Annotated in this window: 4 protein-coding genes, 2 tRNA genes and 5 rRNA genes; 10 read left to right on the top strand and 1 reads right to left on the bottom strand. The window is 56.4% G+C overall.

Going from position 1 to position 15,124, the window contains the following annotated elements; translation table 11 throughout:
- Positions 1 to 37: 37 nt before the first annotated feature.
- Positions 38 to 793, bottom strand: a complete 756-nt coding sequence (gene rsmG, locus IPF85_RS17800; protein ID WP_343409395.1) for a 16S rRNA (guanine(527)-N(7))-methyltransferase RsmG — start codon at positions 791 to 793, stop codon at positions 38 to 40.
- A gap of 284 nt (positions 794 to 1,077) precedes the next feature.
- On the opposite strand from rsmG, the gene dnaX reads away from it, so the two are divergent.
- The 10 genes from dnaX to IPF85_RS17750 all read left to right on the top strand — a co-directional run bounded on the left by dnaX (position 1,078) and on the right by IPF85_RS17750 (position 15,012).
- Positions 1,078 to 2,901 (top strand): DNA polymerase III subunit gamma/tau, encoded by a 1,824-nt coding sequence (gene dnaX, locus IPF85_RS17795; protein WP_343409394.1) that lies wholly within the window; start codon positions 1,078 to 1,080, stop codon positions 2,899 to 2,901.
- A 122-nt stretch (positions 2,902 to 3,023) separates the two neighbouring features.
- Positions 3,024 to 3,359, top strand: coding sequence for a YbaB/EbfC family nucleoid-associated protein (locus IPF85_RS17790; protein ID WP_343409422.1), 336 nt, complete (start codon positions 3,024 to 3,026; stop codon positions 3,357 to 3,359).
- Between the two features lie 20 nt (positions 3,360 to 3,379).
- Positions 3,380 to 3,982: a recombination mediator RecR gene (gene recR, locus IPF85_RS17785; RefSeq protein ID WP_343409393.1), complete on the top strand. Its 603-nt coding sequence runs from the start codon at positions 3,380 to 3,382 to the stop codon at positions 3,980 to 3,982.
- Positions 3,983 to 4,765: 783 nt separating this feature from the next.
- Positions 4,766 to 6,256 (top strand): 16S ribosomal RNA (locus IPF85_RS17780).
- Positions 6,257 to 6,384: 128 nt separating this feature from the next.
- Positions 6,385 to 6,458 (top strand) — tRNA-Ile (locus IPF85_RS17775).
- A 276-nt stretch (positions 6,459 to 6,734) separates the two neighbouring features.
- A 23S ribosomal RNA gene (locus tag IPF85_RS17770) occupies positions 6,735 to 9,718 on the top strand.
- Between the two features lie 116 nt (positions 9,719 to 9,834).
- Positions 9,835 to 9,951 (top strand): 5S ribosomal RNA (gene rrf / locus IPF85_RS17765).
- 109 nt (positions 9,952 to 10,060) lie between these two features.
- Positions 10,061 to 11,553: ribosomal RNA gene (locus IPF85_RS17760) — 16S ribosomal RNA — on the top strand.
- A gap of 129 nt (positions 11,554 to 11,682) precedes the next feature.
- Positions 11,683 to 11,756, top strand: a tRNA-Ile gene (locus IPF85_RS17755).
- A 273-nt stretch (positions 11,757 to 12,029) separates the two neighbouring features.
- Positions 12,030 to 15,012, top strand: a 23S ribosomal RNA gene (locus tag IPF85_RS17750).
- Together the 16S, 23S and 5S rRNA genes with 2 tRNA genes alongside form the textbook arrangement of a ribosomal RNA operon.
- Positions 15,013 to 15,124 lie beyond the last annotated feature (112 nt).

Here is a 15,124-nt window from a genome sequence, read left to right as displayed (position 1 = left end):
GAAAAAGGGGTGGTTGGGCGGAGGTGTTCTGTGGGGCCTACTGGCTGCTGCCCAACGGGCGCTTGCGGATGACGCCGCTGGCGCGAGGAAAGGCGCGCGGAGTAGGCTTGACCTTGCGCATGACGATCAGGCTGCGCCGTTCGTGCAGGCCCGGCACCTGCAGCGCCTGCACGCTGATCAGTTGCCCGCCCAGTTGGGTGATGGCATCGCCGCTGGCGGCCAACTCGGCATCAACCTGCGGCACGGCGCCCTTGTAGGCGAGAATCCAACCGCCGACGCGCGCCAGGGGCAGCAGGTACTCGAGTAAGATCGGCAGGGGCGCGACGGCACGCGCCAACACCAGGTCGAACCCTTCACGCCAGGGCGCGTGACCGGCCAGCTCTTCGGCGCGACCATGCACCGCCCTGACTCCGCTCAATCCGTAGAGTTGAATCATATGCTCAAGGAAGGTGACCTTCTTGCCCGTGCCTTCCAGCAGCGTCAACTGCAGGCCGGGCCACACCAGTTTGAGGGCCAATCCTGGCAGCCCTGCCCCAGTACCGACATCAATTGCTGTGGGTGTCGAAGTCAGGAGCGCGGGTAGTTTCAGGCTCTGAACGGCAGCCAGCACCGGCAACGCGCTCAGAGAATCGAGAAAATGATGGGTTTCCACCTGCGCCGGCTCGGTGATGGTGGTGAGATTGAATCGCTCATTCCACTCCGCCAACGCCGCGGCATACTGTTCGAACCGTAGGCACTGTTCGCTGCTCAAGGTGAGACCCAATTCGGTGGCGTGTTCCGCAAAATGCTGCATATATCAACCTTTGTCGTTCACAAGCTAAGTCTATTATACGTCGCCACGCCAGCCTGTCAACGTCAGCCGGCGCCCAGGCTGCGCTGCTGGCTGGAGCGGTCGTGATCGCGACGTGCGGTCGGCGTAAGTCGCTTGCCAATCCAGCCTGAAAGTGATAAACTTCTGGCCGGTTAGGGCTTGCCAAAGAATGAGTTCTCGCTTTTTCTGAGCAAAATGCAGGCAAGAACAGGCAGTTGTGTTTTGACAAGCCCCTAGCCTACAGGACCGTTGGTAAGGAGATGGCAATGGCAGCGCAGGCCCTCTATCGCAAGTGGCGTTCCCAGACATTCGACGAGTTGATTGGCCAGGAGCCGATCACGCAGACACTGCGCAACGCCCTGCGCGATGATCGCATCGCGCACGCCTATCTTTTCACCGGCCCGCGGGGCACCGGTAAGACCAGCATGGCGCGTATTCTGGCCAAGGCGGTCAATTGCGAGGCTGCGCCCGCTGAGCGCCCCTGTAATCAGTGTCGCATCTGCCGCGCGATCAACGAGGATCGCATGCTCGATCTCATCGAAATTGATGCGGCGTCTCACACGGGCGTTGACAACATGCGTGAGACCGTCATTGATCGGGTCAACTTCCGCCCTGGCGAAGCGCGCTATAAAATTTACATTATAGATGAAGTACATATGCTCTCGACTTCATCCTTCAACGCGCTGCTGAAGACGCTGGAAGAGCCGCCGGCGCACGTCATTTTCATCCTGGCCACCACCGACGTGCAGAAGGTGCCGGCCACGGTAATCTCGCGCTGTCAGCGCTTCGATTTCCGGCGTATCCCGCAGCGGGAGATGGTGCAGCATCTGCAGGCGATTTGCCAGGCCGAGGAACGCCGCGCCGAACTGGATGCCCTGAATACCATTGCGCGCCACGCCACGGGCTGTATGCGCGACGCGATCAGCCTGTTGGATCAACTGATGGCCTATGGCGGTGAGACGATCACGGCTCAGCAGGTGGAGGCGATGCTGGGCACGGTGCCGAGTGCGGCCATTGCGCGCCTGGTGAACGCCCTGGCCGCGCACGATCCCGCGGCTGGCCTCGATGTCATCGGAGATCTGTCAACCACTGGCGTCGAGCTGCGCGAGCTGGCGCGCCAGACGGTGGATTATTTGCGTGCGCTTTTGCTCATTCAACTGGGCGGCAACGAGACCCTGATTGATCTGCCGGCCGAGACGATCCGCGACATGGCCCAGCAGGCGCGGCGGTTCGATCCGGCCGCGCTCTTGCGTGCCATTCGCCTGTTCAGCCAGGCCGTCGTTGATCTGCGCGGCAATTTGCAGGGCGTCCCCCAGTTGGCGCTGGAGCTGGCCGTGGTTGACGCTGCACTGGACGGCGCTGGTCAGGCGCCATCTGTTGTGAGCGAGAGGCAGGCCGCGCCGGTCACTGGCCTGGCCCGCAGCGCTCCCGCAGTCGCTCCCGTGGCCGACAAGCCGACCGACGCCCTGGCAGAAAGTCAGCCTGTCTCTGTGCCCGGCCAGCCAACAGTGGCTGAGAAACCTGCGCCCCTGACCCCGGCGTCCGCGCCCGCGGCGGGAGTCGCGATGGCGCCGACACCGACGCAGGCCCCGCCCGCGCCTGAGGACGCCGCCGATGTTGATCAGCTCACCGTGCTGCGTCAGAATTGGGCGCGCGTCAAGGAATTGCTACAGAATCGGCGCCGCACGTTGCTGGGCATTCTGACAGGCGGTGTGCGTTTCCTGGCGGTCGAGCAGTCCCAGGTGATCATTGGTTTTGACGGCAACAAGCAGGGCGCGCCTTACAGTGCACGTCGCCTCCTGGAGCCGGAGAACAAGGCCACGCTGGAAGCGGTGTTAAGTGAGGTCCTGGGCGGACCTCATCGTATCATCGTGATAGCCGAGGATCAATACCAGCCACGGGTGCGCACAACCCCGGCAGTGGTGCAACCGGAGATTGTCAGCGTGCAGGCTGCCGAGCCTGAGGCGGTGGCGTCGCGGGCGGTTGGCAGTCAACCGGCGGACGATTCGGTCCTGAGCGCATGCCAGAGAACTGGGCGCCGTGGTGCGCGAACTGCCAGCGGACTAACCCAACGTTTCGATGTGAAATAGCATTGAAATAGGAAGAGACAGGAAGAGACAGAAAGAGACAGAAAGAGACAGGAAGAAATAGAAAGGAATGAAGATCGGTCATGTCAAAAGGTAAACATCGCGGGTTTGTGCCACAGCCACCCATGCGGGGCGGTCCTGGCGGCGGCGCGGGCGGGGGCGGCAACATGATGTCGCAAATCCAGAAGCTGCAGGAAGAGATGGGTAAGACGCAAGAGGCGCTCAAGTCGGAAACGGTCACGGTTTCCGTGGGCGGAGAGGCGGTCACGGTGGTTGCCACCGGGGATCAGCGGATTACCTCTATCACGCTCAAGCCTGAGGCGGTTGACCCAGGGGATGTCGAGATGCTGCAGGACCTGCTGGTAGCGGCTGTCAACGAGGCGTTGGCGCAGTCGCAGGCGTTGGCATCCAAACGGATGGCGGCGCTCACTGGCGGTTTGAGCCTGCCTGGTCTTTTCTAGGATTACGGCGGATTACGACTATGGAACCACTCGCACCACCCGTTGCGCGCCTCATTGATGCCTTTGCACGCTTGCCTGGCATCGGGCCGAAAACGGCTTCCCGCCTGGCTTTCTTCTTGCTGCGCGCGCCGGATGAGATCACACAAGGGCTGGGCCAGGCGCTGCTGGATCTCAAAGCACACACGCAGTTGTGTGCGGAATGTTTCAACGTAGTCGAGACCAGCCCGTGCTCGATCTGCGCGAATGAGAGTCGCGATCATTCTGTCATCTGTGTGGTCGAAGAGCCGCTCGATGTCCTGGCGATCGAACGGACGGGGAGCTATCGGGGCGTCTATCATGTCCTGCATGGGGTGATTTCGCCGATTGACGGCATCGGGCCGGAGGAACTGAAAATTGCGGAGTTGATTCGGCGCATTCAGCGGCGCCCGGTGCAGGAGATCATCCTGGCCACCAACCCTGGCCTGGAGGGCGACAATACGGCAGCTTGGATTCAGCGGCAGTTGCAGATCGCGGGGATGCGGATGACACGGCTGGCGCGTGGTTTGCCGGTGGGCGGGGACTTGGAATATGCGGACGCGGTGACACTGGCGAGTGCCTTGGATGGGCGCAGCGAGATGCGCTAGGCGACAGGCGCCGGGCCGCGACGCGGGTCAGCGTCGTGGCCGGAGAGATGCCCCAGCGAGTTTGTCCGGCTTGTGCGTTGGATTTGACACATCGGGGAGGGCGTGGTAAATTCGGCCCTCGTTGCCTGTTGGGGCAGCCGAGAGAGAAAGTTCTTTCAAAGGGGTAGTGGTTCAGCAACAAGTGCATGGTATGCCCCGTACCAGGCGTTGCGCGTGAGTCACGTCTGTGTGTGAGTTCATCGGTTCGCAAGTGCAAGAGTGGATCACCGAAGTCGCTCGCGAATTTGACAGGACACGCCTTCAGGGCCACCCACGGGACGCAGACTCGGCGTGGCTTGTAGGACTACATACCCTGGTGCGTGGTGAAGAGTTTCGGCCGGACAGGCGCAGCAGATTTGACAGGACGTGGTGCGCCTGATACAATACCCAACTGCAAATGCGCTCGCACAGTAGAGATACTGGCGGGCGGTTCTTTGAGAAGCGTAATTTTACATCACAATCAAAAATCGTGAGACAAAGCTGGCGACTTCCTGGGTGAAGACCGGTTGGCTCAATCGGAGCCTGTCTGCGATTTGCTAACGCACTGGTTGTGTAGTAGAATAGCTCGTGTTGTTGCGTAGGCAGCAACCTATAGGTTAGATCGAAAGCAGGCACATGAACTGGCCTGCTGTTTTTTCGGCTATCTGACCTTGTATGCACCTTAACAGTTAAAGAGTGATAGGAAGGTAAGAGGAGATAGTGTTGCAGTTTTAGCTATCTGATAGATAAGATAAAGGTTAGGATTAAATGGAGAGTTTGATCCTGGCTCAGGATGAACGCTGGCGGCGTGCTTAACACATGCAAGTTGAACGGTCTGCTTAGGTAGACAGTGGCGCACGGGTGAGTAACGCGTCGGTGACCTATCCTTTAGTGGGGGGATAACTCAGGGAAACTTGAGCTAATACCGCATGAGCTTGTGGTTGTTAGAGGGCCACAAGGAAAGCAGCAATGCGCTGAGGAGGGGCCTGCGTCCGATTAGCTAGTTGGCAAGGTAACGGCTTACCAAGGCGATGATCGGTAGCTGGTCTGAGAGGACGATCAGCCACATTGGCACTGAGACACGGGCCAAACTCCTACGGGAGGCAGCAGTGAGGAATATTGGGCAATGGCCGGAAGGCTGACCCAGCAACGCCGCGGAGGACGAAGGCTTTCGGGTTGTAAACTCCTTTTCCGGGGACGAGGAAGGACGGTACCCTGGGAATAAGTCACGGCTAACTACGTGCCAGCAGCCGCGGTAAAACGTAGGTGGCGAGCGTTATCCGGATTTACTGGGCGTAAAGAGCGCGTAGGTGGTTGAGTAAGTTGGATGTAAAATCTCTTGGCTTAACTGGGAGGAGACGTTCAAGACTGCTTGGCTTGAGGGCGAGAGAGGGGTGCAGAATTCCCGGTGTAGTGGTGGAATGCGTAGATATCGGGAGGAATACCAGTGGCGAAAGCGGCGCCCTGGCTCGCAACTGACACTGAGGCGCGAAAGCGTGGGTAGCGAACGGGATTAGATACCCCGGTAGTCCACGCTGTAAACGATGGAACTGGGTGTTGGCGGTATGAATTCCGTCGGTGCCGTAGCAAACGCGATAAGTTCACCGCCTGGGGAGTACGGTCGCAAGGCTAAAACTCAAAGGAATTGACGGGGGCCCGCACAAGCAGCGGAGCGTGTGGTTTAATTCGATGCAACGCGAAAAACCTTACCTGGGTTTGACATGGGCGTAGTAGTGAACCGAAAGGGGAACGAGCCTTCGGGCAGCGTCCACAGGTGCTGCATGGCTGTCGTCAGCTCGTGCCGTGAGGTGTTGGGTTAAGTCCCGCAACGAGCGCAACCCCTGTTGCCAGTTATAAGTGTCTGGCGAGACTGCCGGTATCAAGCCGGAGGAAGGTGGGGATGACGTCAAGTCAGCATGGCCTTTATATCCAGGGCTACACACACGCTACAATGGTCGGTACAGAGGGTTGCAAAGCCGCGAGGTAGAGCTAATCTCACAAAGCCGGCCTCAGTTCAGATTGGAGGCTGCAACTCGCCTCCATGAAGTCGGAGTTGCTAGTAATCGCCGGTCAGCAATACGGCGGTGAATACGTTCCCGGGCCTTGTACACACCGCCCGTCACGTCATGGGAGCTGGTAACACCTGAAGTCGGTGAGCTAACCGCGAGGAGGCAGCCGCCGAGGGTGGGACTAGTGACTGGGACGAAGTCGTAACAAGGTAGCTGTACCGGAAGGTGCGGCTGGATCACCTCCTTTCTAGGGAGAAAGGCGTGCCGAGGGCTGCGGAAGCGGTTTTGGGAGCCTACTCTGAGGTTAGGGCTGTAGCTATCTTTGAATTTTCCTATCACTCTTTAGCGGTTAAGGCACATTGAGAGGGAGAGAGAGGGCCTTTAGCTCAGCTGGTTAGAGCATTCCTCTGATAAGGGAAAGGTCTCTGGTTCGAGTCCAGAAAGGCCCACTGAGAGTGGGGGGAAAGAAGGATAGAGCGAGAGATAAAGCGAGAGCCCGGTTGGGAAGCCGGGTTTTTGAATGGGTTGTGAGATAGCGGGTGAGCTTGTGCGGAGAGAGCAGGAGCTTAGCCGCTAGCGTGCAACGCTGGGCGGAGAGGTTATTACTGGAAGGTAGTGATCTGGCCGAGGACATTAACAACTGAATTGTGTGAGTGTAGATGGCATGATAGCGAAGAAGGCGATGGAAGAGGATAGAAGACGTTTAATGAATGCCGTCTCACGTGGATTAAGTTAGTAAGGGCATACGGTGGATGCCTAGGCGCCAGAAGCCGAAGAAGGACGTGGATGGCTGCGAAAAGCCTCGGTGAGCTGTCATCAAGCGTGAGAGCCGGGGATATCCGAATGGGGAAACCCGCCTGGGGGAATGCCCAGGCACTGTCATCTGAATACATAGGGTGAGCAGGGGGCACCTGGGGAACTGAAACATCTAAGTACCCGGAGGAAAAGAGAACATTCCCTGAGTAGTGGCGAGCGAAAGGGGGAGGAGCCTAAACCCACGTTGTGTAGAAGGCTGCAGCCGTTGCAGCGTGGGGGTTGAAGGGGCTAGGGCGTGTTGTTGCAGAGACACGAAGGAGTAAGAAATTTCAGGTCTAGTCGAACTGTACTGGGAAGGCAGAGCGCAGAAGGTGAGACTCCTGTAGACGAAAGGTCTGAGACTCCTGCTAGTACCCTGAGTACCACGGGACACGAGGAATCTTGTGGGAAGCAAGGGAGACCACTCTCTAAGGCTAAAGACTACTGGCGACCGATAGTGAACAAGTACCGTGAGGGAAAGGTGAAAAGAACCCGGGTTAACCGGAGTGAAATAGAACCTGAAACCGTATGCTTACAAGCAGTCGGAGGACAATACCCGAAAGGGGAGGTCTGACGGCGTGCCTCTTGGAGAATGAGCCAGCGAGTTACTTTCAGTAGCGAGGTTAAGGCAGATACAGCCGGAGCCGTAGCGAAAGCGAGTCTGAAAAGGGCGACAAGTTGCTGGGAGTAGACCCGAAACCAGGTGAGCTACTCATGGTCAGGGTGAAGCGGGGTAACGCCTCGTGGAGGCCCGAACTCGTTAATGTTGCAAAATTATGAGATGAACTGTGAGTAGGGGTGAAATGCCAAACGAACTTGGAGATAGCTGGTTCTCCCCGGAAATAGCTTTAGGGCTAGCCTCAAGTGTTGAATACCGGGGGTAGGGCACTGGATTGGCTAGGGGGCGTATAGCTTACCAAACCAAACCAAACTTCAAATACCGGTAGTTGTAGCTTGGGAGTCGGACTACGGGAGATGAGTTTCGTGGTCAAAAGGGAAACAGCCCAGATCGCCAGCTAAGGTCCTGAAGTACGAGCTAAGTGGGAAAGGATGTGGGATTACCCAGACAGCCAGGAGGTTGGCTTAGAAGCAGCCATCCTTGAAAGAGTGCGTAATAGCTCACTGGTCTAGTGATCCTGCGCCGAAAATTTAACGGGGCTAAAGCTCGTCACCGAAGCTGCGGATTCATATACTTGCGGGTATATGAGTGGTAGGGGGAGCGTTCTGCACAGCAGAGAAGGGTGACTGGAAAGACGCCTGGAGCGTGCAGAAGAGAGAATGCTGGCATGAGTAGCGAAAACACGTGAGAACCGTGTTCGCCGTAAATCTAAGGTTTCCGACGGAAGGTCAATCCGCGTCGGGTTAGTCGGGCCTAAGGCGAGGCCGGATGGCGTAGCCGATGGACAACAGGTTAATATTCCTGTACCACGTGATACCGTTTGAGTGAAGGGGTGACGCAGGGGGGTAGGCCAGCCAGTTATTGGATTCTGGTGCTAAGCCTGTAGGGCGATGAAGGGGATAGGGAAAACCGTTCCTGGAGCTTGAGGGGTGATGGCGGAGCCTGAGAGGGCCGGAAGTGGCTGAGCCCGAGCTGCCGAGAAAAGCCTCTAGCGAGGTATGCGTGACCGTACCGCAAACCGACACAGGTAGATGGGTAGAGAATACCAAGGCGAACGGGAGAACCCTTGTTAAGGAATTAGGCAAATTAAGTCCGTAACTTAGGGAAAAGGACTGCCACTGGTTGTGAGGGCGACTAGCTTGTCTGAGCGATTGGTGGTCGCAGCGAAATGGCTCTGCCGACTGTTTAACAAAAACACAGGTCTCTGCGAAAGCGAAAGCTGACGTATAGGGGCTGACGCCTGCCCAGTGCCGGAAGGTTAAGGGGAGAGGTGATGAGCTTTGAACCGAAGCCCCGGTGAACGGCGGCCGTAACTATAACGGTCCTAAGGTAGCGAAATTCCTTGTCGGGTAAGTTCCGACCCGCACGAAAGGCGTAACGAGCAGAGCACTGTCTCAACAAGGGACCCGGCGAAGTTGAAATAGCGGTGAAGATGCCGTTTACCCGCAGCAGGACAAAAAGACCCCGTGGAGCTTTACTGTAGCTTGACATTGAGTTAGGGCTTTGTCTGTGTAGGATAGGTGGGAGGCTAAGAAGCTGGTCCGCTAGGATCGGTGGAGTCGACGTTGAAATACCACCCTGATGGAGTCTTGGCTCTAACCTGTGGCCCTGATCGGGCATGGGGACAGTGTCTGGTAGGCAGTTTGACTGGGGCGGTCGCCTCCTAAAGAGTAACGGAGGCGCCCAAAGGTTCCCTCAGGCTGAATGGAAACCAGCCGTAGAGTGTAAAGGCATAAGGGAGCTTGACTGCGAGACAAACAAGTCGAGCAGAGACGAAAGTCGGGCTTAGTGATCCTACGGTTCCGAGTGGAAGGGCCGTGGCTTAACGGACAAAAGCTACCCCGGGGATAACAGGCTGATCTCCTCCAAGAGTTCACATCGACGAGGAGGTTTGGCACCTCGATGTCGGCTCGTCGCATCCTGGGGCTGAAGTAGGTCCCAAGGGTCCGGCTGTTCGCCGGTTAAAGCGGTACGCGAGCTGGGTTCAGACCGTCGTGAGACAGGTCGGTCTCTATCCGCTGTGGGCGAAGGGGATTTGAGAGGGGCTGCCCCTAGTACGAGAGGACCGGGGTGGACAGACCGCTGGTGTACCAGTTGTCTCGCCAGAGGCATTGCTGGGTAGCTAAGTCTGGCAGCGATAACCGCTGAAAGCATCTAAGTGGGAAACGCGCCTCAAGATGAGATCCCCACTGTAAAAGGGTAAGTGCACCGGGAGACTACCGGTTAGATAGGCGGCAGGTGTACGCACTGTGAGGTGTTGAGCCGAGCCGTACTAATGCACGAGGACTTAATCCACGTGAGGCGGCAGGCATTAAGCGTCGAGACGTGCAAGCTACACACACAATTGAGTTGAGATGACGGCTGCTGTGCGAACAGCAGAAGTCGTAAATTGATAGTTGAATACAGGTTTTGTTGGTGGCTAGAGCGGAGGGGGTACACCCAGTCCCATCTCGAACCTGGCAGTTAAGCCCTTCAGCGCCGATGGTAGTCCTCGGGTGACTGAGTGCAAGAGTAGGCCGCTGCCAACAAAACCTGATTTCATCTTGTATGCACCTTAACAGTTAAAGAGTGATAGGAAGGTAAGAGGAGATAGTGTTGCAGTTTTAGCTATCTGATAGATAAGATAAAGGTTAGGATTAAATGGAGAGTTTGATCCTGGCTCAGGATGAACGCTGGCGGCGTGCTTAACACATGCAAGTTGAACGGTCTGCTTAGGTAGACAGTGGCGCACGGGTGAGTAACGCGTAGGTGACCTATCCTTTAGTGGGGGATAACTCAGGGAAACTTGAGCTAATACCGCATGAGCTTGTGGTTGTTAGAGGGCCACAAGGAAAGCAGCAATGCGCTGAGGGAGGGGCCTGCGTCCGATTAGCTAGTTGGCAAGGTAACGGCTTACCAAGGCGATGATCGGTAGCTGGTCTGAGAGGACGATCAGCCACATTGGCACTGAGACACGGGCCAAACTCCTACGGGAGGCAGCAGTGAGGAATATTGGGCAATGGCCGAAAGGCTGACCCAGCAACGCCGCGTGGAGGACGAAGGCTTTCGGGTTGTAAACTCCTTTTCCGGGGGACGAGGAAGGACGGTACCCTGGGAATAAGTCACGGCTAACTACGTGCCAGCAGCCGCGGTAAAACGTAGGTGGCGAGCGTTATCCGGATTTACTGGGCGTAAAGAGCGCGTAGGTGGTTGAGTAAGTTGGATGTAAAATCTCTTGGCTTAACTGGGAGGAGACGTTCAAGACTGCTTGGCTTGAGGGCGAGAGAGGGGTGCAGAATTCCCGGTGTAGTGGTGGAATGCGTAGATATCGGGAGGAATACCAGTGGCGAAAGCGGCGCCCTGGCTCGCAACTGACACTGAGGCGCGAAAGCGTGGGTAGCGAACGGGATTAGATACCCCGGTAGTCCACGCTGTAAACGATGTGAACTGGGTGTTGGCGGTATGAATTCCGTCGGTGCCGTAGCAAACGCGATAAGTTCACCGCCTGGGGAGTACGGTCGCAAGGCTAAAACTCAAAGGAATTGACGGGGGCCCGCACAAGCAGCGGAGCGTGTGGTTTAATTCGATGCAACGCGAAAAACCTTACCTGGGTTTGACATGGGCGTAGTAGTGAACCGAAAGGGGAACGAGCCTTCGGGCAGCGTCCACAGGTGCTGCATGGCTGTCGTCAGCTCGTGCCGTGAGGTGTTGGGTTAAGTCCCGCAACGAGCGCAACCCCTGTTGCCAGTTATAAGTGTCTGGCGAGACTGCCGGTATCAAGCCGGAGGAAGGTGGGGATGACGTCAAGTCAGCATGGCCTTTATATCCAGGGCTACACACGCTACAATGGTCGGTACAGAGGGTTGCAAAGCCGCGAGGTAGAGCTAATCTCACAAAGCCGGCCTCAGTTCAGATTGGAGGCTGCAACTCGCCTCCATGAAGTCGGAGTTGCTAGTAATCGCCGGTCAGCAATACGGCGGTGAATACGTTCCCAGGCCTTGTACACACCGCCCGTCACGTCATGGGAGCTGGTAACACCTGAAGTCGGTGAGCTAACCGCGAGGAGGCAGCCGCCGAGGGTGGGACTAGTGACTGGGACGAAGTCGTAACAAGGTAGCTGTACCGGAAGGTGCGGCTGGATCACCTCCTTTCTAGGGAGAAAGGCGTGCCGAGGGCTGCGGAAGCGGTTTTTGGGAGCCTACTCTGAGGTTAGGGCTGTAGCTATCTTTGAATTTTCCTATCACTCTTTAGCGGTTAAGGTACATTGAGAGGGAGAGAGAGGGCCTTTAGCTCAGCTGGTTAGAGCATTCCTCTGATAAGGGAAAGGTCTCTGGTTCGAGTCCAGAAAGGCCCACTGAGGGTGGGGGAAAGAAGGATAGAGCGAGAGATAAAGCGAGAGCCCGGTTGGGAAGCCGGGTTTTTGAATGGGTTGTGAGATAGCGGGTGAGCTTGTGCGGAGAGAGCAGGAGCTTAGCCGCTAGCGTAACGCTGGGCGGAGAGGTTATTACTGGAAGGTAGTGATCTGGCCGAGGACATTAACAACTGAATTGTGTGAGTGTAGATGGCATGATAGCGAAGAAGGCGATGGAAGAGGATAGAAGACGTTTAATGAATGCCGTCTCACGTGGATTAAGTTAGTAAGGGCATACGGTGGATGCCTAGGCGCCAGAAGCCGAAGAAGGACGTGGATGGCTGCGAAAAGCCTCGGTGAGCTGTCATCAAGCGTGAGAGCCGGGGATATCCGAATGGGGAAACCCGCCTGGGGGAATGCCCAGGCACTGTCATCTGAATACATAGGGTGAGCAGGGGGCACCCGGGGAACTGAAACATCTAAGTACCCGGAGGAAAAGAGAACATTCCCTGAGTAGTGGCGAGCGAAAGGGGAGGAGCCTAAACCCACGTTGTGTAGAAGGCTGCAGCCGTTGCAGCGTGGGGGTTGAAGGGGCTAGGGCGTGTTGTTGCAGAGACACGAAGGAGTAAGAAATTTCAGGTCTAGTCGAACTGTACTGGGAAGGCAGAGCGCAGAAGGTGAGACTCCTGTAGACGAAAGGTCTGAAACTCCTGCTAGTACCCTGAGTACCACGGGACACGAGAAATCTTGTGGGAAGCAAGGGAGACCACTCTCTAAGGCTAAAGACTTATGGCGACCGATAGTGAACAAGTACCGTGAGGGAAAGGTGAAAAGAACCGGGTTAACCGGAGTGAAATAGAACCTGAAACCGTATGCTTACAAGCAGTCGGAGGACAATACCCGAAAGGGGAGGTCTGACGGCGTGCCTCTTGGAGAATGAGCCAGCGAGTTACTTTCAGTAGCGAGGTTAAGGCAGATACAGCCGGAGCCGTAGCGAAAGCGAGTCTGAAAAGGGCGACAAGTTGCTGGGAGTAGACCCGAAACCAGGTGAGCTACTCATGGTCAGGGTGAAGCGGGGGTAACGCCTCGTGGAGGCCCGAACTCGTTAATGTTGCAAAATTATGAGATGAACTGTGAGTAGGGGTGAAATGCCAAACGAACTTGGAGATAGCTGGTTCTCCCCGAAATAGCTTTAGGGCTAGCCTCAAGTGTTGAATACCGGGGGTAGGGCACTGGATTGGCTAGGGGGCGTATAGCTTACCAAACCAAACCAAACTTCAAATACCGGTAGTTGTAGCTTGGGAGTCGGACTACGGGAGATGAGTTTCGTGGTCAAAAGGGAAACAGCCCAGATCGCCAGCTAAGGTCCTGAAGTACGAGCTAAGTGGGAAAGGATGTGGGATTACCCAGACAGCCAGGAGGTTGGCTTAGAAGCAGCCATCCTTGAAAGAGTGCGTAATAGCTCACTGGTCTAGTGATCCTGCGCCGAAAATTTAACGGGGCTAAAGCTCGTCACCGAAGCTGCGGATTCATATACTTGCGGGTATATGAGTGGTAGGGGAGCGTTCTGCACAGCAGAGAAGGGTGACTGGAAAGACGCCTGGAGCGTGCAGAAGAGAGAATGCTGGCATGAGTAGCGAAAAACACGTGAGAACCGTGTTCGCCGTAAATCTAAGGTTTCCGACGGAAGGTCAATCCGCGTCGGGTTAGTCGGGCCTAAGGCGAGGCCGGATGGCGTAGCCGATGGACAACAGGTTAATATTCCTGTACCACGTGATACCGTTTGAGTGAAGGGGGTGACGCAGGGGGGTAGGCCAGCCAGTTATTGGATTCTGGTGCTAAGCCTGTAGGGCGATGAAGGGGATAGGGAAAACCGTTCCTGGAGCTTGAGGGGTGATGGCGGAGCCTGAGAGGGCCGGAAGTGGCTGAGCCCGAGCTGCCGAGAAAAGCCTCTAGCGAGGTATGCGTGACCGTACCGCAAACCGACACAGGTAGATGGGTAGAGAATACCAAGGCGAACGGGAGAACCCTTGTTAAGGAATTAGGCAAATTAAGTCCGTAACTTAGGGAAAGGACTGCCACTGGTTGTGAGGGCGACTAGCTTGTCTGAGCGATTGGTGGTCGCAGCGAAATGGCTCTGCCGACTGTTTAACAAAAACACAGGTCTCTGCGAAAGCGAAAGCTGACGTATAGGGGCTGACGCCTGCCCAGTGCCGGAAGGTTAAGGGGAGAGGTGATGAGCTTTGAACCGAAGCCCCGGTGAACGGCGGCCGTAACTATAACGGTCCTAAGGTAGCGAAATTCCTTGTCGGGTAAGTTCCGACCCGCACGAAAGGCGTAACGAGCAGAGCACTGTCTCAACAAGGGACCCGGCGAAGTTGAAATAGCGGTGAAGATGCCGTTTACCCGCAGCAGGACAAAAAGACCCCGTGGAGCTTTACTGTAGCTTGACATTGAGTTAGGGCTTTGTCTGTGTAGGATAGGTGGGAGGCTAAGAAGCTGGTCCGCTAGGATCGGTGGAGTCGACGTTGAAATACCACCCTGATGGAGTCTTGGCTCTAACCTGTGGCCCTGATCGGGCATGGGGACAGTGTCTGGTAGGCAGTTTGACTGGGGCGGTCGCCTCCTAAAGAGTAACGGAGGCGCGCAAAGGTTACCTTGTGGTGGTTGGAAATCATCATGTAAGTGTAAAGGCATAAGGTAGCTTGACTGCGAGACATACAAGTCGAGCAGAGACGAAAGTCAGGCTTAGTGATCCTACGGTTCCGAGTGGAAGGGCCGTGGCTTAACGGACAAAAGCTACCCCGGGGATAACAGGCTGATCTCCTCCAAGAGTTCACATCGACGAGGAGGTTTGGCACCTCGATGTCGGCTCGTCGCATCCTGGGGCTGAAGTAGGTCCCAAGGGTCCGGCTGTTCGCCGGTTAAAGCGGTACGCGAGCTGGGTTCAGACCGTCGTGAGACAGGTCGGTCTCTATCCGCTGTGGGCGAAGGGGATTTGAGAGGGGCTGCCCCTAGTACGAGAGGACCGGGGTGGACAGACCGCTGGTGTACCAGTTGTCTCGCCAGAGGCATTGCTGGGTAGCTAAGTCTGGCAGCGATAACCGCTGAAAGCATCTAAGTGGGAAACGCGCCTCAAGATGAGATCCCCCACTGTAAAAGGGTAAGTGCACCGGGAGACTACCGGTTAGATAGGCGGCAGGTGTACGCACTGTGAGGTGTTGAGCCGAGCCGTACTAATGCACGAGGACTTAATCCACGTGAGGCGGCAGGCATTAAGCGTCGAGACGTGCAAGCTACACACACACAATTGAGTTGAGATGACGGCTGCTGTGCGAACAGCGGAAGTCGCAAATTGATAGTTGAATACA

The organism is Candidatus Amarolinea dominans (assembly GCF_016704685.1).
GTDB classification, from domain to species: domain Bacteria; phylum Chloroflexota; class Anaerolineae; order SSC4; family Amarolineaceae; genus Amarolinea; species Amarolinea dominans.
The sequence above is the reverse complement of the archived record's forward strand: the minus strand, read 5'-3'. Positions and strand labels throughout refer to the sequence as shown.